The sequence below is a fragment of the Sneathiella litorea genome (assembly GCF_009882915.1).
GTDB classification, from domain to species: Bacteria; Pseudomonadota; Alphaproteobacteria; order Sneathiellales; family Sneathiellaceae; genus Sneathiella; species Sneathiella litorea.
Genome location: NZ_WTUW01000001.1, coordinates 869,717 through 889,679, shown reverse-complemented (window position 1 = coordinate 889,679; position 19,963 = coordinate 869,717). Strand labels below are relative to the sequence as shown.

The 19,963-nt window shown below is 53.0% G+C and carries 15 protein-coding genes and 1 tRNA gene; 4 read left to right on the top strand and 12 right to left on the bottom strand.

Annotated features, from left to right (window positions below; all coding sequences use genetic code 11):
• Nucleotides 1–137 precede the first annotated feature (137 nt).
• On the top strand, nucleotides 138–1,034 hold the full coding sequence (locus GQE98_RS04265) for a DMT family transporter (RefSeq protein ID WP_161314390.1): 897 nt from the start codon (nucleotides 138–140) through the stop codon (nucleotides 1,032–1,034).
• Nucleotides 1,035–1,091: 57 nt separating this feature from the next.
• Here the strand turns inward: GQE98_RS04265 and ddpX are convergent, their stop codons facing one another.
• From ddpX to GQE98_RS04220, 9 genes are all read right to left on the bottom strand, one after another.
• A complete protein-coding gene (gene ddpX / locus GQE98_RS04260; protein WP_161314389.1) occupies nucleotides 1,092–1,670 on the bottom strand; it encodes a D-alanyl-D-alanine dipeptidase in 579 nt (192 codons plus the stop codon).
• Between the two features lie 11 nt (nucleotides 1,671–1,681).
• Nucleotides 1,682–2,485 (bottom strand): ABC transporter permease, encoded by an 804-nt coding sequence (locus GQE98_RS04255; protein ID WP_161314388.1) that lies wholly within the window; start codon nucleotides 2,483–2,485, stop codon nucleotides 1,682–1,684.
• Nucleotides 2,479–3,336: an ABC transporter permease gene (locus GQE98_RS04250; RefSeq protein WP_161314387.1), complete on the bottom strand. Its 858-nt coding sequence runs from the start codon at nucleotides 3,334–3,336 to the stop codon at nucleotides 2,479–2,481. The genes GQE98_RS04255 and GQE98_RS04250 overlap by 7 nt, the downstream gene beginning before the upstream one ends.
• A gap of 36 nt (nucleotides 3,337–3,372) precedes the next feature.
• Entirely contained in the window at nucleotides 3,373–4,548 is a 1,176-nt protein-coding gene (locus GQE98_RS04245; protein WP_161314386.1) for an ABC transporter substrate-binding protein, read from the bottom strand.
• A gap of 32 nt (nucleotides 4,549–4,580) precedes the next feature.
• Entirely contained in the window at nucleotides 4,581–5,657 is a 1,077-nt protein-coding gene (locus tag GQE98_RS18515) for an ABC transporter ATP-binding protein (protein WP_161314385.1), read from the bottom strand.
• Between the two features lie 15 nt (nucleotides 5,658–5,672).
• Entirely contained in the window at nucleotides 5,673–7,721 is a 2,049-nt protein-coding gene (locus GQE98_RS04235; RefSeq protein WP_161314384.1) for a hydantoinase/oxoprolinase family protein, read from the bottom strand.
• A gap of 11 nt (nucleotides 7,722–7,732) precedes the next feature.
• Nucleotides 7,733–9,460 carry a hydantoinase B/oxoprolinase family protein gene (locus GQE98_RS04230; RefSeq protein ID WP_161314383.1) on the bottom strand — a complete coding sequence of 576 codons (1,728 nt, stop codon included), beginning with the start codon at nucleotides 9,458–9,460 and terminating at the stop codon, nucleotides 7,733–7,735.
• 164 nt (nucleotides 9,461–9,624) lie between these two features.
• Nucleotides 9,625–12,306, bottom strand: a complete 2,682-nt coding sequence (locus GQE98_RS04225; RefSeq protein ID WP_161314382.1) for a LuxR C-terminal-related transcriptional regulator — start codon at nucleotides 12,304–12,306, stop codon at nucleotides 9,625–9,627.
• A gap of 117 nt (nucleotides 12,307–12,423) precedes the next feature.
• A complete protein-coding gene (locus GQE98_RS04220) occupies nucleotides 12,424–13,293 on the bottom strand; it encodes a TauD/TfdA dioxygenase family protein (RefSeq protein WP_161314381.1) in 870 nt (289 codons plus the stop codon).
• Between the two features lie 129 nt (nucleotides 13,294–13,422).
• Between GQE98_RS04220 and GQE98_RS04215 the strand changes: the two genes are divergently transcribed.
• From GQE98_RS04215 to GQE98_RS04205, 3 genes are all read left to right on the top strand, one after another.
• Nucleotides 13,423–14,187, top strand: a complete 765-nt coding sequence (locus GQE98_RS04215; RefSeq protein ID WP_161314380.1) for a TetR/AcrR family transcriptional regulator — start codon at nucleotides 13,423–13,425, stop codon at nucleotides 14,185–14,187.
• Between the two features lie 123 nt (nucleotides 14,188–14,310).
• Nucleotides 14,311–15,390 (top strand): NAD(P)H-dependent flavin oxidoreductase, encoded by a 1,080-nt coding sequence (locus GQE98_RS04210; protein WP_161314379.1) that lies wholly within the window; start codon nucleotides 14,311–14,313, stop codon nucleotides 15,388–15,390.
• Between the two features lie 251 nt (nucleotides 15,391–15,641).
• Nucleotides 15,642–17,000 (top strand): DEAD/DEAH box helicase, encoded by a 1,359-nt coding sequence (locus GQE98_RS04205; RefSeq protein WP_161314378.1) that lies wholly within the window; start codon nucleotides 15,642–15,644, stop codon nucleotides 16,998–17,000.
• 169 nt (nucleotides 17,001–17,169) lie between these two features.
• Here the strand turns inward: GQE98_RS04205 and GQE98_RS04200 are convergent, their stop codons facing one another.
• From GQE98_RS04200 to GQE98_RS04190, 3 genes are all read right to left on the bottom strand, one after another.
• Nucleotides 17,170–18,897, bottom strand: a complete 1,728-nt coding sequence (locus GQE98_RS04200) for a hypothetical protein (RefSeq protein ID WP_161314377.1) — start codon at nucleotides 18,895–18,897, stop codon at nucleotides 17,170–17,172.
• Nucleotides 18,898–19,327: 430 nt separating this feature from the next.
• Nucleotides 19,328–19,403 (bottom strand) — tRNA-Ala (locus GQE98_RS04195).
• An 85-nt stretch (nucleotides 19,404–19,488) separates the two neighbouring features.
• Nucleotides 19,489–19,836, bottom strand: a complete 348-nt coding sequence (locus GQE98_RS04190) for a TIGR02300 family protein (protein ID WP_161314376.1) — start codon at nucleotides 19,834–19,836, stop codon at nucleotides 19,489–19,491.
• Nucleotides 19,837–19,963: the final 127 nt, after the last annotated feature.

Sequence of the window (19,963 nt, the reverse complement as noted above, 5' to 3'; positions counted from 1 at the left end):
AGCGGCGCACTCTATCGATATACACTCTGACTGTCCAAGGAAAATCCAGCATGAATATGATGCCTGATTTCGGATAGTTTTACAGCGCCGGGAGTGGCATGGTAAGCGCATCGGATTTTCGGATATGAGGGTTAAGTATGTCTTCGCGTGCCTGGGCTATATTGCTGACGCTGTCTGTTCTCTGGGGCGGCACTTTTTTCTTTATCGAGCTGGCGCTTGAGGATTTTACGCCGTTTACCATTGTCTGTCTTCGGGTCCTGATCGCCACACTCGCGCTTTTTATCTATCTAAGGATAAAAGGCGAGACAATCCCCCGCGATCTCCAGCTCTGGGGCGTGTTTCTGGTGATGGGGGTGATCAACAATATTATCCCGTTCAGCCTGATTGTCTGGGGCCAGACCCATATAACCGGCAGCGTCGCCTCTATCCTGAATGCCACGACACCTCTTTTTGCGGTCATCCTCGCGCATTTTTTTACGGCAGACGAGAAGCTTCGCCGCCATAAGCTTGTCGGGGTCCTGATTGGTTATGGCGGCGTGGTCGTCATGATGCAGCCAAGTCTGGCAGAGGGGTTCAACCTCGAAAGCATCGGACAACTCGCTATTCTCGGGGCCGCACTTTCCTATGGTTTTGCGGGAATCTGGGGCAAGCGCCTGAAGGGGACCTCCGCCCTTGTCAACGCTTTCGGGATGCTTGCCTGTTCCAGCATCATCATGCTGCCGCTTACGCTCATCATGGACAAGCCTTTTGACACCACCCCGGACTGGATCAGCCTGTCGGCGGTTATCGCCCTCGCCCTGTTCGGGACGGCGCTCGCCTATATCTTCTATTTCCGCCTGCTTGCGCTTGCCGGTGCGGTCAACCTGCTGCTGGTGACCTTCCTGATCCCGGTGACCGCGCTCCTCCTTGGAGTGGGCATCCTGCATGAGACCATCCACCCCTTGGCCCTTGTCGGCATGGCCATTATCTTTGCCGGCCTTGCCCTCATCGACGGCCGAATTCTGACCCTGATCCAAAAAAGAAAAAGGATTTGATCCACCCAATCCGGAGTAATGCGCCTAGCTAGCCGGAGGTATCCCTGCTTGAACCGTTCAGGGGGAGCCGATCAGGCCCGTCGATGCTCCCTCCAGCAAGGGCCAGTCATCTCCGGGCAGTTGATAATGCCACCACTCCGTATCCTGGGGAACCCATCCGCAAAGAGACATGACCCCTTGCAACAGAAAGCGGTTTTTCTGTGCAATTACCGGGATATCGCTGCGGCGGTGATGCGACTGGACCGTCATATCATCGAATCCGGTCCCCATATCCAGCTCGGCACCATCCGAGGTGACCAATGTCATGTCAACTGCAATGCCGCGCGTGTGATTGCTGCCAACCTCCGGCGGAATGATATAGTCCGGATCCGGGCATGCAGCCCAGAGAAGTTTCTGTGCCGCCTCGGGGCGGTACCCATCGAAAATTTTTATGCGCAGCCCGAGCGGAAGAAGAAGCTCGACCGCAATTCGCAGCTTTTCCTCGGCCTCTCTTCGAAGATAACAGCGCGTCAAATCATAAATTGGCTTTCCGGTTATATTGTCGGAGGTCGCATATTTTATATCGAGCATGACCCCGTGCGTTTCTTCGGTAATTTCTACCAGGGAATCCGCCCCTGTAGATGTACTACTTTGCATTAACCGCTCTCCTAGCTTGTTTTTACGACGCGTTTCCATGTTAGAAGCAAGCAAAGCACGACTGCCAGAAATGAAGCAATCAGTATGCTGCCCGACAGCGCATAGATCGTCGGCGACGCGCCCGAGTTCATTTTGCCGAACATGTCCAATGGCCATGTGTTTTGGCGTCCGACAAGATAGAAGGCCCGATTATATTCGTTGAGGGAAAGCAGGAAGCTGAAAATAAACCCGCCAATCAGGCCCGGCCGCACCAGAGGCAAAGTAATGTCCCAAAGGCGTCGGCCCCAGGACGCGCCCAAATCTGCTGCCGCCATGAGATAGGATCGCTTGACCACAGCCAGCATTGTCAGGATAACCGTAAAGGCAAATGGCATCGCCCATAGCAAATGCCCGGCAACAACCGTCGCCCAAAAGGACGGAATCCCTAGTTTTGTGAAAATCACGGATAGGGAAAGCCCCTGAATGACTCCCGGCACGAACATCGAGAAGATGACGAACATGAACCATCCGCTGCGATGCTCTGACATCTCCATATAGGCAAGGGCGGAAAAGAACGCGATGGTTGTCGCGATAACCGCGGTGACCGTCGCCACCAGCAGCGATTCCCCCAATGCCGCCAGAAGCTTGTTCTCCTCGGCGAGGGCTAGATACCATTTAATGCTTACCTGATCCAGTGACGGGATGGCGGGCTGCAACCCCTCGTTAAAGGAGATGGCAAGAAGATATAGTGGTGGCAGATAAATGATCATCAAGGCCACAACAACAGCAATTCTGGCGCCCAGGCGAACAATCGGCCCTTCAAACTGATCTACCATGAGAAATCCTCAAAAAGCTTGGCAAGTTTAAGGTGGCGATTACCGACATACAGAAGGATCAGCAAAAACAGGATGACGACACTCGAAATCGCAAATGCCAAGGGGAAATTAACAACCCGCATAACGTCATTGATCATGACCGAAATCATGGAGGCCGCCGCGCCACCCAGCATTTTTACCTCAGTGGACGACCCCAAAGACATCACGAATACAAACAGGAAACCGGCAAAACAGCCCGCCTTAGTCAAGGGGAGCAGAACCGTCCGCAATGTCTGGAAAAAACTTGCCCCGAGATCAAGGCTGGCCTGAAGGACAGATTTTTCCACTTTTCTCATCGACAGCAGTAGCGGGAAGATGACAAAGGGCAGATAGGAGGCGACCAGACCAACAATGACTGCAAAATCACTGAACAAGAGCCACTCGATCGGTTCGTCAATGAGGCCTGTGCTCATCAGAGTGGAGTTCACCATCCCATTACGGCCCAGTACCAGTCTCCAGGAAAATGACCGGATCAGGTAGGACGTAAAAAAGGGTATGGTAAACAGGCCCATCAACAGGAACGCGGACCGGTTTCCGGCCAGAAAATGAATGCAGTACGCCGCCGGATAGCCGATGACGAGACAAATGAGCCCCGTCAACAGCGCTTTAATGATGGAATCCAGCAGGACTTTCCATCTCCCGGCTTCGAAAATCGCTTCATATGCCGCGAAACTCAAATCGGGCTTGATCCAGTAGGTTGATGGATCCCATGTCCAGAAACTCCAGACAACCACAAGGACAAGCGGTGCCAGGCAGAGCAAACCGATAACGGCTATCGCCGGTGTCGCTAATAACAGAACCGTTCTATTCATATCCGTATCCGTGCTCTGACAGGCATATTCTCTAATTTACGCGTTACGAAGTTTCTGCCACCACTCTTCGTAGAGCTGGAAATTATCCGGGCGTGTATTTTGCCAGTAAACCTTGCCGCTGAACTTCTTCTTCACGTGATTGCTGATTTTCTCGATTTTCTCAGGGTCAAACTGATCGGAATGAGCCTTTGCATATTTCACGTTGTTGTCCGTCGGAACGACATAACCGCGGTTTACAGCCAGATCACAACCGTAGAACCCGCCAAGTAGCCAGTTGGTGAATTCATGCGCCTGATCGGACAATCCCCGTTCAACCGCCCCAGTAGTGAGCAGCGTGTTATTGCCCCAGCCTTCATATCCTTCAACCGGGACTGCATATTCCGCTTTTATGCCCCGCTCACGGGCCGCATAAACAATCGGTTCCCAGCCAGTCATGGCATAAACCTCCTCGTTGGCAACCAGCTGTACGCCCTGTTCCCAACCGCTCCAGAATGTGCGGAACTGGCCGTCCTTCTTATGCTTGATAAGAAACTCCATGACCATTCCAAGCTCGTCCTCTGTCAGGTTGCCCGGCTCCTCAATCTTCGCGTTCTCTGACCCCTTCAAATAAATGGCCGTGAAGATAACACTGTTAATCCAGGTGTCCTCCATGGCGACCTTGCCTTTGAGTTTGGGATCAAAGATTACGCCATAGCTGTCAACCGGGCCCGTTTTCTCGGGAAGGTAAATTATTGAATCCGCATTGACCACGGACGGGATGCCGAATTGTTGTCCATCATGGTAGAGATAAGGAATATCCTTCGCCCAGGACCAGACCGTCTCGTAATTCGGGATCTTGGAAACATCCCAAGGCGCGATTGCATTCTGAACAGCCAGCTCTTTTTCGGTACCGCCCTGCAAACCCAGAGCATCATACAAGTCATTGGCATTGCCAGCGACCATCCGCGCCACGACAGGCCCCGGATCGTTGCCATTGTCGGTAAAATTGGCAATAAGTCCGGTATCCTTGGTCAACTGGTCCCAGTTATTGCCAATGTCCAGTGTCCCGGTTCCCCAGAATGATAGCTCCGTTTCAGCCGCAAGTGCGGAAGAGAAGGGCATACCGGCAGTCGCCGTCAACGCCGCGCCAGCGACGCCCATTGATTTTAGCATTTGCCGCCGGCTTACATTCGTCTCGGCAAACCTGGAATGGATAAGTGATTTCAGTGTCATTTCGTTCTCCTTTAGGTTAGCGTTTTGGTTGACTACTCCTGCAGCAAGATTAGTGGCGCGCCGGGAGAAAATGAGATGTTCACGACCTCACCTGTGGCAGGAAGATTGCCTGCCCCTTCCACCGGATGCGTCATAAGAAGCTGTTCTCCATTTGAAAACTCCGCATGTATATCGTAGAAAAGCCCGCGATATCGGATCGTTTTCACTGTTACTTTTATTGATGTCGGCCCGGATGCCCCTCCAGCTTCAAACCTGATCTGATCAGGCCTAATGGCGAGAACATAATCCCTTCCGGGCACAATTTCGGCATTATTGACTGCCGTTATTCTGGTATCGCCGACAGTGGCGACGGGAGACCCGTTCTCCATCGAAACCCTATCGGGTTTGATCAGGCAGTCCATTCCCATAAAACCGGCAACAAAACTGTTTTTCGGATGCTCAAAAAATGTCGTCGGCGGATCGACCTGGACCAACTGGCCCCCTTTCATGATCGCCATTCGGTTCGAAAGCGAAAGCGCCTCGTCCTGATTATGGGTCACAAGAATAAAGGTAGCGCCGGTTTTCTCATGCAAATAGCCGAACTCGTCGCGCATTTGCTGGCGGAGCTGTTCATCCAGCCCCGTGAGCGGCTCATCGAGCAAAAGGACGCCCGGCTCCATAATAAGGGAACGGGCGAGAGCGACCCTTTGACGCTGCCCGCCCGAAAGCAGATTGACATTGCGATCCTCAAACCCGGAAAGCCCGACCAGGTCAAGAGCGTCAATGACACGCTCGACGATTTCGCTTTTTGGCACCCTTTGTATCTGCAGGCCATAAGCAACATTCTGACCCACGGACATATGCGGAAACAAGGCAAGATCCTGAAAGACGGTGTTTGACGGGCGCTGGTTTGCCGACAGGCTGGTGACGTCTTCTCCGTTAAAAAGAACGCTTCCCCCCGTGGGTTCCTCGAACCCGCCAATTATTTTCAGAAGCGTGCTTTTCCCGGAGCCCGACGGTCCAAGCAGAGTAAAGAATTCCCCCGCCTCAATCTTGAGAGAAACATTGTCGAGGGCGTTAACCGTGCCATAGGCGCGCGTTATATTCTGCAATTCAATGGCAATTGCCATTCTCAATACCCCACTCTATTTCTCAGAAATTTTTAACAGCCCGGTGCCTGTCATTTCAAATTTTTGCCCCGGAAGAACCAGTGTCGTCGTTGTCGCTTCCTCAATAAGGGCAGGTCCGTCCCTTAATTCACCAACCGGCAGAAAATCCCTATCCAGAATGTCACAGTCATGCCAACCGCCATCTTCAGAGAAATATACTTCCCGCCTTCCCTTGCTCGCCCGCTCGAAACTTCTGCCCTCACGAGAGACAGGAGCGATGGAAACAACAGACGTGTGCAACTGGGCCTGCAGATGAACATTGGTAATTTCCACCGACGCATCGTCAATCTTGAAAGAATAGGCCGTTTCATGGGCCTCATGAAAGGCATTCAAGAATGTGCCCAGGTCCCAGTCGAGATCGATTCTGGTCAAAACCGAATGTTCCTGTCCGTGATAGCGGACATCGACCTGATAGACCAGATCCAGTTTATCTTTACTGCCGCAGGAAAAATACTCCACCGCCTCGGTAATCAAAGTCGCAAAAATAGACTTCAGCCTCTCCATCGTATCCGGAGACATGCTTTCAAAATGCGTTCTCTGCAGGTCTACCCGAGGCATCGCCGCAAGCATACCCCAGGCGGAGAAAATACCTGGGTAGATCGGGATAACAGTGGATTTAACACTTAATTCCCGACCAATACTTGCGGCGAGCATCGGGCCGGCGCCACCGCTGGCAACCAGATCCAGGTCTCGAGGATCATGGCCGCGCTGCACACTGATCAACTTCAATGCATTGATCATGTCTGCTTCAGCGATTTGGACGACGGCCGCCGCTGCTTCCGTGATGGAAATATTCAGCCGCGCCGCCATCTTTTCAAATGCCTGTTTTGCTGCATCTACATCGAGGGTCATTTGACCCTTGGCAAAACTGTCTGGATCAAGAATTCCCAAGACAAGCTTCGCGTCGGTCACTGTCGGTTCGGTTCCGCCACGCTTGTAACAGGCCGGGCCGGGCATGGCACCCGCGCTGGAAGGCCCGACATGAAGCCCGTTGTCATCATCCAGCCAGGCGATGGAACCGCCACCGGAACCAATTTCGACAATATCGACAACCGGTATCTGGACAGGATAGCCGGGGGACCGGCGTGACCATTCCAGTTTATATTCCGGATTGAGTTTTGGCTGACCCGACTTGATGAGAGAGCATTTCGCCGTCGTCCCGCCGACATCGAAATAGAGCAAATCATCCGCGCCCAGTTCGCGCCCGATCCTTACCGCACCCGCGACACCTCCGGACGGGCCGGATTCCACCAGGCTGAGCGGCACATCCGTTGCCTGGTCGAATGTTGCGACCCCGCCATTGGATTGCATGGCATAGTAAGTGCAATTAATGTTTTCCTTGGCCAGACTGTTACTCAGATTCGCGAAATATTGCCGAATAATGGGCTGAACATAGGCATTCAGGACCGTTGTGTTGCTTCTTTCAAATTCGCGCCATTGCCGGGAAATTCTGTTACTCGGGGAAACGGTGACGTCCGGCAGCAATTCCGACAGGACCTCAACGCACCTGTTTTCATGGTCTGGATTGACATAGCTATGCAGGAACACAATAGCAATTGCCTTCACATCCAGACGACGGCATGATTCTGCAATTGCAACAAGCTTCTCTTCATCCAGCGGCGTCAGGACATTTCCCTGCCAGTCCATTCGTTCAGGGATTTCAAAGCGCAAATGCCGGGGCACAAAGGGGGCCGGCGTCCGTGTTCTCAGGTTATAGAGGTCAGGGCGGTTTCCACGGGCGATTTCAAGTACATCCCGAAACCCCTCTGTTGTGACGAGGGCTGTCTTGACGCCTTTTCGTTCCGTGATGGCATTAATCACCGTCGTGCCGCCATGGACAAAAAATTCTACCGCAGAAGGATCGAGCCCCTCCATCGTACATGCCTGGTGAATGGAATCCATGACACCGATTGACTGGTCTTCCTGGGTAGTCAGGGTCTTCGCTATCTTCACTTCACCGGAAACCTCGTCATAGCTGACCAGATCGGTAAATGTGCCGCCCACATCTGTTGCTAACCGTGCCATCCCTAGTCTACCTATTTATCCGTTTGAAATGCATCGTCATTGTCTAGCGCCACGCCATATTGGTCCACGGCCTGTTCCGGATTGATCAGGTCGTCCAGGATATCGCGCATAACATCTTCTGTTTTTCTCTCCTTCGGATCCCCCCATCCGCCGCCGCCGCCGGTGATGACCCTGACCCGGTCTCTGTTTTTGATATCCCAGTGCGGTACGCGGTGAAGCCGACTGACAGCCCCGTTCTTGGCATTTTCAACTTCTACAAAGTTGCAGCTGCCTTCCCTGCCATTCTCAACGCCCCAGGGCGGTGTCGTATTTCGGCTCAGGCTGCAGTATATTTCGGCATCATCCGAGAGAATTTCATATTCCCGTATCAACCCGAAACCACCCCGCTGTCGTCCTGCGCCGGCACCCCCCTCTGTATTGAGGCAATATTTCTTGACCCGGAGCGGAAATTTGGCCTCCAGCAGCTCAATCGAGTAATTATAAGTATCTCCATCCGTCAGGGCGATCAGTGCATTTGCCCCATCTGCGTCGGCTGAAGCGCCCCACCCGCCATGCTGTGGCTCAATATGTACGAAGAGGTTTCCATTTTTGTCCTTTCCCGTAATGTAAAGAACAGACAAGCTGGTATAGGAACCCGCAGAAAAGCGATCTTTTTTGAGGTTTGCCAGCGCTTTCCAAACCAGTTCCGACGCATGGACGGAACCCTCATAATACCATCCCGTTGGAGACGGTTTGTTGGCGGAAAAAACCGTCCCGTCCGGCACCACGATTTTTAGCGGACGAAACCAGCCTTCGTTGGAGGGTTCCTGAGGGCCAACCAGTGCCTTGAAGACTGTTCTCACCGCGGAAGAGAGAGCGGTATAACCACAGTTTATCGGACCCGCCGCCGCCGGTGCGCTGCCTGTAAAATCCGCAATCATCTCGTCGTTACGTATGGTTATCTTTACCTGGACCGGAATAGCCGTATCAACGATGCCATCACCATCGATCACTTCGGTTGCGAAATACTCCCCATCGGGTAGGTCCGTGATAACCGCGCGGCTCTTCTTTTCGCCGGAGGTAATGATATGGGTGAACACATTTTCAACGGCTTCCAGGCCGTATTTATCCAACGTTTCGCGGACACCATTTTCCGCCACCCTTGTTGTCGCCAGCTGGGCCATTAAATCGCCAATCGCCATATCCGGCAATCGGACATTTTGTTCAATTATCCGCACCATATCCGGCAAGAGTTCCCCGTTCCGGCCAATTCGGATCAGCGAGAGAGACAATCCTTCCTGAAAACAGGAGTTGGCATTTGTCGGCAGGCTTCCGGGAACGGCGCCACCCACATCAAGCCAATGCGCCACCGTAATGGCATAGGCGATAATGCGATCCCCATGAAATATCGGCCGGATAACCGCCATATCACATGAATGCGTTCCACCATTGAACGGGTCGTTTGTAATGAAAATGTCCCCGGGGGCGATATCGCCCTCATACTGTTTGGCAACGGCCGCAACCTGGCTGCCAAATGTTCCGGTGAAGAGAGTAATTCCGTTTGACTGCGCCACCAGCTCCCCTTGCGACGTACAGATCCCGCACGCGAAATCCAGCACTTCGTATATGACGGGGCTCATGCTGGTTTTGGCCATGATGATGGCCATCTCGTCGACGAGGGCAAGCAACTTTCCGCTGATGATTTCAGCGGTGACGACATCCAGGTCATCAACAAGTCTAGACTGTTGGTGTTGTGACATATCCTCCACCTTCTTCCTCTTGCAGTATCGCAACGCAGCACCGGCCGGAGCCCGGATTTTGCTGTTGGATTATTCATGAGGTTATTGAAGAGGGCCGATCGAGACAACTTGCCCAGAAGGGTGGGGCAGGAAATTACCACCCTACCCAAATGGGTGGGGGAAGGTTAGTTGGAGGTAATTTCTCTCGCCGCCAAAACCGCCTGCGTGCGGGACGTACAGTTCAGCTTCCTGAATATGCTTTTTACATGAAACTTGACCGTGTTCTCGCTAATGTTGAGTGTGCGGGCAATTTCCTTGTTGGATAACCCCTTCTTGAGGCACTGGAGAACCGATTCCTCTCGAGTCGTGAAATGCAGATCACTCTTTGGTTTGACGATTGCCGCCAATCTGGAAGCCAGTTTCTTGTAGCGCTCACCCAGAATGGGCGACAGGTCGCTATTTCTGGCCCTTCTTTGTATGAAATCACCAATAAGGTCACCCTCATCAAGAAATGAGGCGCAGTAGTTCAGGCTCGCGGCATTCAATAGTATCTGGTCGCCCAGCTTGCCTGCAACCTGCATATCCTGCATCGCAAGATAGGTTCGCAGTTTCAGCAAATTCAACTTGAGCTGTCGCAGAAAACTGCTCCGGGAGTCCTGCGCTTCCTCAAGTGCTGCCAGGGTATTTAGCACCAAGTCATATCGCTGCTGCTCGAAATAGATACGCGCCCACATGATGGCGGGAACGTCCCCCCTGAGACGGCTGGGAAGCGTATTGAATACCAGCTTGCTGATGCTCTCCTCGCCAAGCCCTTTTGATTCCGCCAGCGCCGCCGCCTCGGATGGCAGGCCTATGGACGCCAGCAAGCTGATCCTCTCACGCATCACGAACCGACGGAGACGGCCGTAATCCCGACGATGGCCTGTCTGCGCCGCCTGATCGAGAATTGCCAACGCCGCGTTGTCATTCTTCCGTATTTTCTGAATACGGACGGCAGTATAATAACCGGCCGCCAGAATATCGAACCAGCTGTCATTGTCTGCAATATGAGGCAAAGCCCAGTTCAGTATCTGCTCTCCTGCCTCAAGATCGCCCTGCTCAACCAGTGTTTCCGCATACAGAACCTGGCCAATTGCATCCAGGTCAGATTTCTCTCCCAGATTCTGCCGGACCTTCTCGATCATGGTCCGATAGTGCTGAACGGCGCTTTTCAAATCACCGTCAAAATAGTGGGCCTGCCCCAAATGTGTATAGAGGTGTACCTCGCCAAACAACGCTCCGGCATTCTGAAAAGACTGGATGGCCAGGTCCCCGTATCGTCGCGCCTGATCCAGCATGGAGTTTTCCAGATACTGAAAGCACAAGAGGTTATGAGACAACGCTATCTGGACATAATCATCTGTCGCAATGCTCGCGAGGCTGTTTTCAAGCTTCGGCAGTTCACTTAGGGGCACCTGCCGATCACTGTACAGAAACAAAAGAAGCTTTATCAGCCTGAATTCGCGGGCCAGCCCGTCATCCATCGCGGCGACATTTCTCTCGAACCGTTCCAACTGGAACTCCGCGAGAGACAAATTCCCGGATTTGGCGGAGGCAACGGCATGACCCAGTATCAATTTGGGAAAATGCTGCCAACTTTCTTCCGGCAACCGCTCGACAAGGTCAACAATCCGCGGGCCCATATTGCCAAGCCCCTTATAAATCAGGCGCCAGCCACCTGCTGATTCCGCAATATCGGCCGCAAGTGTTACAAGATTAGTCTCCAGGGCGAGGGTAACCGCCTCCTCGATATCTCCCCGGCGCGCAAACCAGGTCGTTGCTTTTTCAAGGATCGCGGGAAACTCCACCTTTTCCATCTCGTTCATGCTGAGAAGAAAGTCGCGAAAAATCGGATGGAGCCTCCGCCAGTTTTCGTTGTCACTATCGCGACTTATCGGAACCCCGCAACTTTCCAGTTCCTGAAGAGTTTCCGCACAGTTCTCAACCGCCGCCATATGCTCAAGCAATTCTTCATTGAAATGAGACAGGGGAACAATGGACTTCAATAGGGTTAGAGCGTCCGCCGACAGATTAGAAACAACCCGCTCCGCAAGGTAGGTTGCAACGTCGGCCTGTTTGCCGTCAAACCCCTTGAACAAATCATAGGATTGTTGTTCTGCGCTTATCAGGCGGGCCATCTTTACCGCGACTGCCCACCCCTCCGTTCGATTATACACCGAGTCAATCAGGCTCTGCTGTGCCGGCTCTCCCGCCGCTTCAAACATCTCGGCGACTTCGTTTCTCGACATCCGCAAATCATTTATATCAAGGCTTTTCAAGTCGCCGCGAACCCATAAGCCGCCGACCGGAATCTCTGGTCGACTATGTGAGCAGATCACGAAGCAATGATTTGTGCACACCTTGTCCCTGGCCAGTGCGCCAATAAAATTATTCAGCTTTGTGGATGACGACATGTGATAGTCGTCCAGAATGATCGTCAAGGAACCTTCGGCCTTAGCCAGTCGGTTCCGGATCAACCGGTAAATATCCTGGTCCGACAACCCGCCCAGATCCGGCAGTTCCTTATCATCACCCAATACGGACGTTATTGAGTTCCATAGATTGGAAGTCAGGACGCTCACCTCGCGATCGCTCTCCCGCAGGTTAAGCCAGCAGGTGAGTTCGCCGCGTTCTGTCCTGTGGTGAACCCATTGCGCTAAAATGCTTGATTTGCCATATCCGGCAGGCGCATGGATAAAAATCAGCCGGCCCGCATTCGCATCATCTAGCGTCTTGAGAAGACGCGGGCGTGCAATTAGCTGCAGATTATCCTGTGAAGATATAGTTCTCAGGGCTTGGGACTCTATTCTAGGCAGTTTTCTGATCAATAAAACATGTTACAAAGCCTGACTGTACAACAGCGTCAGAAACTTCGCTACCCGTTGAAAATAATTACTGCGTCCGGGCAGTAGAAACCAATCCCTCGCCCGGTCGTCGGCGCGTTTTTAGAACGGACGGTCACCCGAAACCGTCACCCGTTCCAGCAACCGGTGCTCCGGGAAGAAATCTCCGACTGCGTAATGCTGGGTGCTCCGATTGTCCCAGAAGGCGATGGAATGCGGTTCCCAGCGGAAGCGCACCTGATAATCCGGCGTCGAGGCGGTCCGATAGAGCTTGGTCAGCAGTTCCATGCTCTCTTCCCTGCTCTTGCCCTTGATATTTGTCGTGAACGGGTTGTTCACATAGATGGACTTGCGGCCGGAAACAGGATGGGTGCGGACGATGGGATGTTCCGAAGGCGGGTATTTGGCCTTCAGTTCCTTGACCAGCGTCTCGGTTCCCGGCTGGGCGTACATCGCCTGACGGAAGGGTTTCCAGTCATGCATGGCGGTCAGGCCCTCAATCTCCTCCTTGGTTTGCTGATCCAGCCCGTCATAGGCTGCCTCCATATCCGCCCAAAGGGTATCACCGCCAACCTTGGGCGAAACAATGCACCGCAGGATAGACCCGAGCGACGGTTCCTTTCGCCAGGTCACGTCGCTGTGCCATTCATCCGCTGTAATCGGCGTTTTCGCCGTGCTTTCCACAACCATGATTTCCGGCGCGATATCCTGTGTCTTGAACCCTTCCTTATGCTGGGTGAGAGGGTGAATTTCCAACTCGCCAAACCGTCGGCCGAAGGCGAGATGCTGCTCGCGCGTAATATCCTGACCCCGGAAAAACAGGACCTTGTATTTAACAAGCGCGTCGGAGAGTTGATTGATTACGTCTTGATCCAGCGTCTCCCGCAAATCCACACCCGACACGACCGCACCCAGACGAACCGTCATCGGCTCGAAATGCAATTTATCCGCGACGACGTCCAGCATCACCATTTCCCTCTCCCTCTTCTTTTTATGCGTTAATGGACCTTCATTAATTGATGTTGATTAATCGCTTGTGATTAATTTGTCAAGGCGATAATATGGTGATAGATACGACTGCATTTTTGGAATTCCGCCTATATGACGAACAGCAATCTTGAAAAGGGAACAGATGACTATCCGGCCAGGATGGACGATGCCCCACGACCGCTTGACGGAACAAAGCTCAGAATAGTCACCGCAGCGGAGAAGTTGTTCGCCATTCACGGCATTGACGGGGTTACCCTTCAGCAAATTCTGAAAGGCGCGGGCCAGCGCAATTCCTCCGCGATGCATTATCACTTCGGCTCCCGCGATGCGTTGATCGAGGCAATTCTCATGTGGCGGGTCACCAAGATTGACGCTCATCGCAACAAGATGATCGATGAGTTGCTGGCGCAGGGCCGCGGTGAAGACATCCGCGGCATTGTGGAAACTGCGGTGATTCCCTTTATTCGTCCGATCGAGGAGTCCGTGCAACCCAGCTATTACAACCGTTTTCTGCTGGAAGTACATCGCAGCCCCACAGTCAGCTTTGATGACATTATCGCCGGCAAGGCCGACCGGGGAATTAAGCGGATGAATGAATTGCTGCTGGGGCAGCTTGACAATATCCCCGCCGAATTGCGCATGACACGGATCGCAACCCTGAGATCAATGCTGATCTTCGCTGTTGCGGATATTGAGGCTGTGCGCGCCCGCAAGTTGAGGGAAACCGGCATGTTCAACTTTGACCGCGCGGTCGAGAACCTGATCGACATGGCCAGCGCCGCCTTCATCGCCCCAGTTTCCCGTGAGACGAGATCCCGGTTGACGCAGGAGCGTCAGGAAGCACCCGGTTGGTCTGCTGATGACCCTACTGACTAAACGGCGATAGTTTTTAGCGCGCCAATGAACAAATCCGCGTGATCAACCGGTCAAGCATTCTTGCAAACTGGCAAAAATTGCTTCAATTTACCACGGGTTATCAACAAGTCGGGAGGGCTTGCAATGTGGCCCAGTCGAAAGCTACTTGATCTACTTCAAATTGAGATACCGATAATTCAGGCACCCATGGCCGGGGCCAACGGATCAGCCCTTGCAATTGCGGTAAGTGACGCAGGCGGGCTCGGGTCCCTACCCTGCGCCATGTTGAACGAGGACAAGATGCGTGCCGAGGCGGGCAACATTCGCCAGCAAACTGCAAATCCGTTCAGCATGAACTTCTTCTGCCATACGGTCACCACGCCGACAGCCGCCCAACAAGCCGCCTGGACGGAGCGGCTCTCGCCTTTCTACGCTGAATATGGGCTTGATCCGTCGGCCATCGCACCCGCCCCGGTCCGCCGCGCCTTTGATGAGGGCATGTGCGCGCTGGTCGAAGATATCAGGCCAAATGTGGTCAGCTTTCATTTCGGCCTGCCCGACGCGTCTCTACTGGCGCGGGTGAAGGCAATCGGCGCACGCGTTATTTCCAGCGCGACAACTGTCGATGAGGCCCGGTGGCTGGAAGCAAACGGATGTGATGCGATTATTGCGCAAGGCTATGAGGCGGGTGGTCACCGCGGCATGTTCTTGACCAAGGATATTACCGCGCAGGCGGGCAGCATGGCGCTGTTGCCGCAAGTGGTTGATGCCGTGAAAGTACCGGTCATCGCGGCTGGCGGCATTGCCGATGGACGGGGTATCGCGGCGGCTTTCGCCTTGGGCGCTTCTGGTGTGCAGATTGGCACCGCGTACCTGTTTACGCCGCAATCCCTGATTAGCGATCTCCATCGCGCCGCCCTTCATCGGGCCAAGGATGACCAAACGGTTATCACCAATGTCTTCTCGGGCAAGCCCGCGCGCGGCATGCTAAACCGGGTGATCCGCGAGGTCGGGCCAATCTCGGACGATGCCCCGCCCTTCCCGAGCGCCGGTGCCGCGCTCGCCCCATTAAAAGCCAAGGCGGAAGAGGCCGGGTCGGGCGATTTCACCTCGCTCTGGTCAGGACAGGCGGCCGCACTGGCGCGCGATATGGATGCCCGCGAGCTCACCAACGCCCTCGCATCGGACGCCTTACAACGTTTGCAACAGCTGGCGGGCAAATAGAGAAAGTTTGACATTCCAGTTAATTAGCGTATAAGTCGCCTCATTGCCGAAGCGATACCAGTAGAGTGTCGCGTTGCAGTCTTTCGCATGGCGCTAATTTCGATCTCTATTAATTAGTCCGTCGAAACCACCCCCGAAACAGCAATACATCCGCCTCGATCGAGAAACTCGACCGGTCGTTTGTTTTTGTTTGGATCGTGGAGCGTCTGCGCTGCAACAGGCCTCATAAAAACTGGAAAGTAACTAAAGTAATGACAAAATTTACAGACCTCGGTCTGAACCAATCCGTCCTTCGCGCTGTCGAAGAGGGCGGTTATGAAACCATGACGCCAATCCAGCAACAGGCGATTCCCGCCGTTATGGATGATAAGGACCTGATCGCGATCGCGCAGACCGGCACCGGCAAAACCGCTGCCTTCTCTCTTCCCCTGATCCAGAAGCTGCTCAGCGGCGAAGGAAAGCGTACGCCGAAAGCTGCCCGCGCCCTGATCCTTGCCCCAACGCGCGAGCTGGCGATACAGATTTCCGAAAATATCCACGCCTATTCCAAATACCTGCACCTGAAGACCACGTTGATCTATGGCGGCGCAGGCGCCAAACCGCAGATCAAGGCGATGACCGCCGGTGTCGATATCCTGATCGCAACGCCGGGTCGCCTGCTTGATCTGATGAACCAGCGCCATGTCGATCTTGGTAATGTTGAATATCTGGTATTGGACGAAGCCGACCGGATGCTCGATATGGGATTTATCCGCGATATCCAGAAGATCATCGCGCAATTACCAAAAACGCGCCAGACCCTGCTCTTCTCCGCGACCATGCCGAAATCTGTTGAAAAGCTCGCGAACAGCATTCTCCGAAACCCCCTTCGCATCGAGGTTGCCCCGGCCGCCACGACGGCGGAAAAGGTGGCGCAGCATGTATTAATGGTGCCGAAAGGCCGCAAGCGCGAGCTGCTCGCCCATGTGCTGAAGGATGAAAACCTCAGCCGCGTGCTGATTTTCACCCGCACCAAACATGGCGCCAACCGCGTCTCGCGCCAGCTCGAACAGCTAGGCATTTCCTCAGCCGCCATTCACGGCAACAAGTCGCAGAATGCACGCCAGAAAGCGCTCAATGATTTCCGCTCCGGCGACACACGCGCCCTGGTGGCGACGGATGTGGCGGCGCGCGGAATCGATGTAGATGGTGTCACCCATGTGATCAATTTCGAGATCCCGAACGAGCCCGAAAGCTATGTCCACCGGATTGGCCGCACAGCCCGCGCCGGCGCGACAGGCGCGTCTCTCTCCTTCTGTGATCATGAAGAGCGGGCGTATCTGAAGGATATCGAGAAAAGTATTCGCCAGCCCGTCCCGGTGCTGGAGGACCACCCCTTTCATGCAGAAGGCATCGCCGAAGCCCCGGCAGGTGAGGAAAGCAAACCTTCGAACAACGGGCGGGGGCGCCGTGGCGCCGGAAATGGTCGTCCAAGGTCGTCGGGGTCCGGCAACAGGCAAAATAATGGCGGTGGCCGCTCCGGCGCACCGAAAGCCCAACGCGCTGGCGCTGGCGCTGGTGCTGGTGGGGGCCGCCAACGCAACCGCCGCACCCAACGCAGCGCAGCCTGAGCTCACAAATAATCCGAGAACGAAAAAGGCGCCTCATTCGGGCGCCTTTTTGACGAATGGTGGACCTGACCGTTGGTAATCCGTCTCCGAATTGGGTAATTGCCACGAGTTTAAGCGCCTTGGTGCCATGGCGAGAGGAATTCGCTACAGCAGGATTGTGCCTTAAAGGTTACTCTTTCGGGGAATTTTTACCGGCAAGGCCGTCATATTCATACGCTCCTTTGGGGTGCGGAACATTTTCCGCGACAAATGTGCCGGCAACAAAATCAAACTCAGCATTCAAGACAGCTGAAAATATCGGCTTGGACTGAATACCAAATGCATAGCTGCGTAATCCTACCTGATCAGCGCGCTTTCTGAAATTGGCAAACCTTGTCCGCGCGTCTCCACTCGAGATCTCCATTGCCTGGCAATTAAACCCGACAACATCCATGCCAATAGCTTTCAAATCCGTGAACCGCGGATTTTTAGAATCCATTTCAAGCGCAACCAGTCGGCCAAACCGCTTTACCGCAGAGACCGCATTCTGGAGCTGCGAATGCCAAAGCCCGGCGCCGCTACTAATAATCTCCCACATGATCAGCTTGCGCATATCTTTTGGGATACCCGCGCAAATCCGCACATAGGCCTGTCGTTGAGAGGAAATGTTCAGCGTGGAAAAATGGACCGGGATGATGATTATGTTAAGCAGCCCTTTATCACGACTATCCAGAAGGTCAACGATTGCCCTGCGCAAGAGAAGCCTGTCGAATCCAGCTATCGTGCTGGGCTCCAATTCCTCTGGAAGTTCCTCAATGCTCCAAAAAGTATTGTCTAACAGGATCTCAGAGGTCAAACGATATGAGTTAATGGCAGATACTGCTGGCTGCAGAACCGGCCAGTAGTAAAACTTCATATCCGGCTCACCCATGTCGTCAACACCATCCGCACCCTGTTTGCCACGGCCTTGTAACTCAAGGCTTGGGAGGACGGTTTCTTCGATGGTCTCATAGAGTTTTTCGGTATCACTGATCAGGGCATTCAATTTCTGTGATAAATTGCCGACCGATACATTACCGGTTTTTTGAGAGTCATGGACAAATGACTGCCATTGAGGCGTTTTCTCTTTCAACTTCATCAACTCAGTTGTGTCGTTGAACTGTGAGACAACCTGGTCAATCCCACTCATCATTTCTTTGAAGTTTTGAAGTTGTTTTTCAGGTTCACTTTCATTAGTCGTGTCGCCCGCCAGCATTTCAATTTCATCAATTTTGGCGGCGATATCTTCAAATGCCTTATTGGCAGTTTCTGGAGCAACCGCATCTAACACATTTTTGGGGTTTATTGTATTTGCAATACGAAGGCTGTCGGCAATACAATCCTTCAAGGACTTCTTTTCCAGAACAATGCTTCCGTCGGTTTTGGTAACGGCAATTGACGCCCCAAATTCATCTGATGACCAGGCATCGCCGAAAATCTGCTCTCCGATTTCCTTGGCAATCAACGAACATTTTATGATGGCTTCCTCTTCCGACAGCCGCGCGAAGACAAAGACATAGACATCCTCACCAACCCGATAAAAAAGATCTTGGCTGGTTATTCGGCGCTCAATGACCTTTTCGGCAAATTCATGCACGAAATCCGAGTATTTTGGCCATTTGTTACCTAGCTTTTCCTTGATCCGGCCCAGATTAACCAAGCTAACCTTGCCGTTTACCAGAAAATCATTTTCTTCAATCAGGGCCAGTATTTCCTGATCGAACTCGGAAAAAGACGCATCGCCTTTTTCCTTTTCTGATGTCGTTCCACCCTTTTTGGGCCCTGTGCCCTCTAGGGAGTCGGACTCATTTTTGGAAAATATGTTCCGCGAAAGTTTTTTCCAGTTGGCCTTTAGTTTTGAAAACCCCGTATTTGACAATTTCGCACCACTATAAATTCATGATTACCATTTATCTTAATAATTATCCGAAGTATCTATACTGATAAACCACAATAGATTGCGACACGGATATGTCAAAAAATCATTTTCAGCTTGTAAAGCATAGCAAAAACACATCGCCCCGGCATTGAATGATGATATTGCAGACCGGACTACCTTGGTGTTGATGCGATCTCTTTATCTTTAAGGGAATAAAGGTAAATAGAGACAGGCTGATCCTACAATAGGAGGATATCTCCAATTCGCCGACCAACAGCCGTAAGCGGCCTGTCCTGATCGAATGGCGTCGCCTTTCTCTTCGGCCTGCATTGTCGAAGAATGATACGCGCGCCTGGACCTGGAATCTTCTTCAAGTATCACTTGGAAAGACAAAGGGCCTAGCCGTTTCCAGCTAAGCCCTTATAAATAATGGTGGAGCCAATCGGGATCGAACCGACGACCTCTTGAATGCCATTCAAGCGCTCTCCCAACTGAGCTATGGCCCCATATTTGGCGAGTATGCTCGCCGCGGGTTCGGAACCTATGCCGAAGCCCGCTTAGATTCAAGTCAAAAATGCAGACCCGCTGAATTCAGCTTTCGTCGTCGCTTTTCGGCTTGATGACAACACCGGAAAGATCATCATCATCATCATCGTCATCTGCGAGATCGACCGTATCCGGATCGACGAGATCATCATCGATATCATCATCCTTGTCGGTATCACTCTCCAGAAGTTCCGCAGCTTTCTTTTTCGCTGCTGCTGCCTTTTTCTCCGCCTCCGACGGCGTTACCGCCGCTGACCGCCGTGGCTTCAACAACCGCTCCGGCGTATTTTCTGCCCCACATGATGGGCAGATGATCGGCGTTTTCTTCATATCGTAAAAAGGTTTGCCGCAAGTACTGCAACGATGCTTTTCGCCCCATTCCGGTTTTGCCATTGTCACCTCATTGTTACCGGGGCGCTAATTTGGATTTCAGAACCCCAACTCACCATAGAAGGGGGTGAATTGCCAGAATAACGGACCGGTGTCAAAAGTTTCTTTCATTTGGTCGCAGCTTTATGTG

Bases quoted from the DNA above. Each gene is read 5' to 3' on its own strand.
- GQE98_RS04265 (WP_161314390.1), top strand. From the start codon at position 138: ATGTCTTCGCGTGCCTGGGCTATATTGCTGACGCTGTCTGTTCTCTGG.
- ddpX (WP_161314389.1), bottom strand. From the start codon at position 1,670: ATGCAAAGTAGTACATCTACAGGGGCGGATTCCCTGGTAGAAATTACC.
- GQE98_RS04255 (WP_161314388.1), bottom strand. From the start codon at position 2,485: ATGGTAGATCAGTTTGAAGGGCCGATTGTTCGCCTGGGCGCCAGAATT.
- GQE98_RS04250 (WP_161314387.1), bottom strand. From the start codon at position 3,336: ATGAATAGAACGGTTCTGTTATTAGCGACACCGGCGATAGCCGTTATC.
- GQE98_RS04245 (WP_161314386.1), bottom strand. From the start codon at position 4,548: ATGACACTGAAATCACTTATCCATTCCAGGTTTGCCGAGACGAATGTA.
- GQE98_RS18515 (WP_161314385.1), bottom strand. From the start codon at position 5,657: ATGGCAATTGCCATTGAATTGCAGAATATAACGCGCGCCTATGGCACG.
- GQE98_RS04235 (WP_161314384.1), bottom strand. From the start codon at position 7,721: ATGGCACGGTTAGCAACAGATGTGGGCGGCACATTTACCGATCTGGTC.
- GQE98_RS04230 (WP_161314383.1), bottom strand. From the start codon at position 9,460: ATGTCACAACACCAACAGTCTAGACTTGTTGATGACCTGGATGTCGTC.
- GQE98_RS04220 (WP_161314381.1), bottom strand. From the start codon at position 13,293: ATGGTGATGCTGGACGTCGTCGCGGATAAATTGCATTTCGAGCCGATG.
- GQE98_RS04215 (WP_161314380.1), top strand. From the start codon at position 13,423: ATGACGAACAGCAATCTTGAAAAGGGAACAGATGACTATCCGGCCAGG.
- GQE98_RS04210 (WP_161314379.1), top strand. From the start codon at position 14,311: ATGTGGCCCAGTCGAAAGCTACTTGATCTACTTCAAATTGAGATACCG.
- GQE98_RS04205 (WP_161314378.1), top strand. From the start codon at position 15,642: ATGACAAAATTTACAGACCTCGGTCTGAACCAATCCGTCCTTCGCGCT.
- GQE98_RS04190 (WP_161314376.1), bottom strand. From the start codon at position 19,836: ATGGCAAAACCGGAATGGGGCGAAAAGCATCGTTGCAGTACTTGCGGC.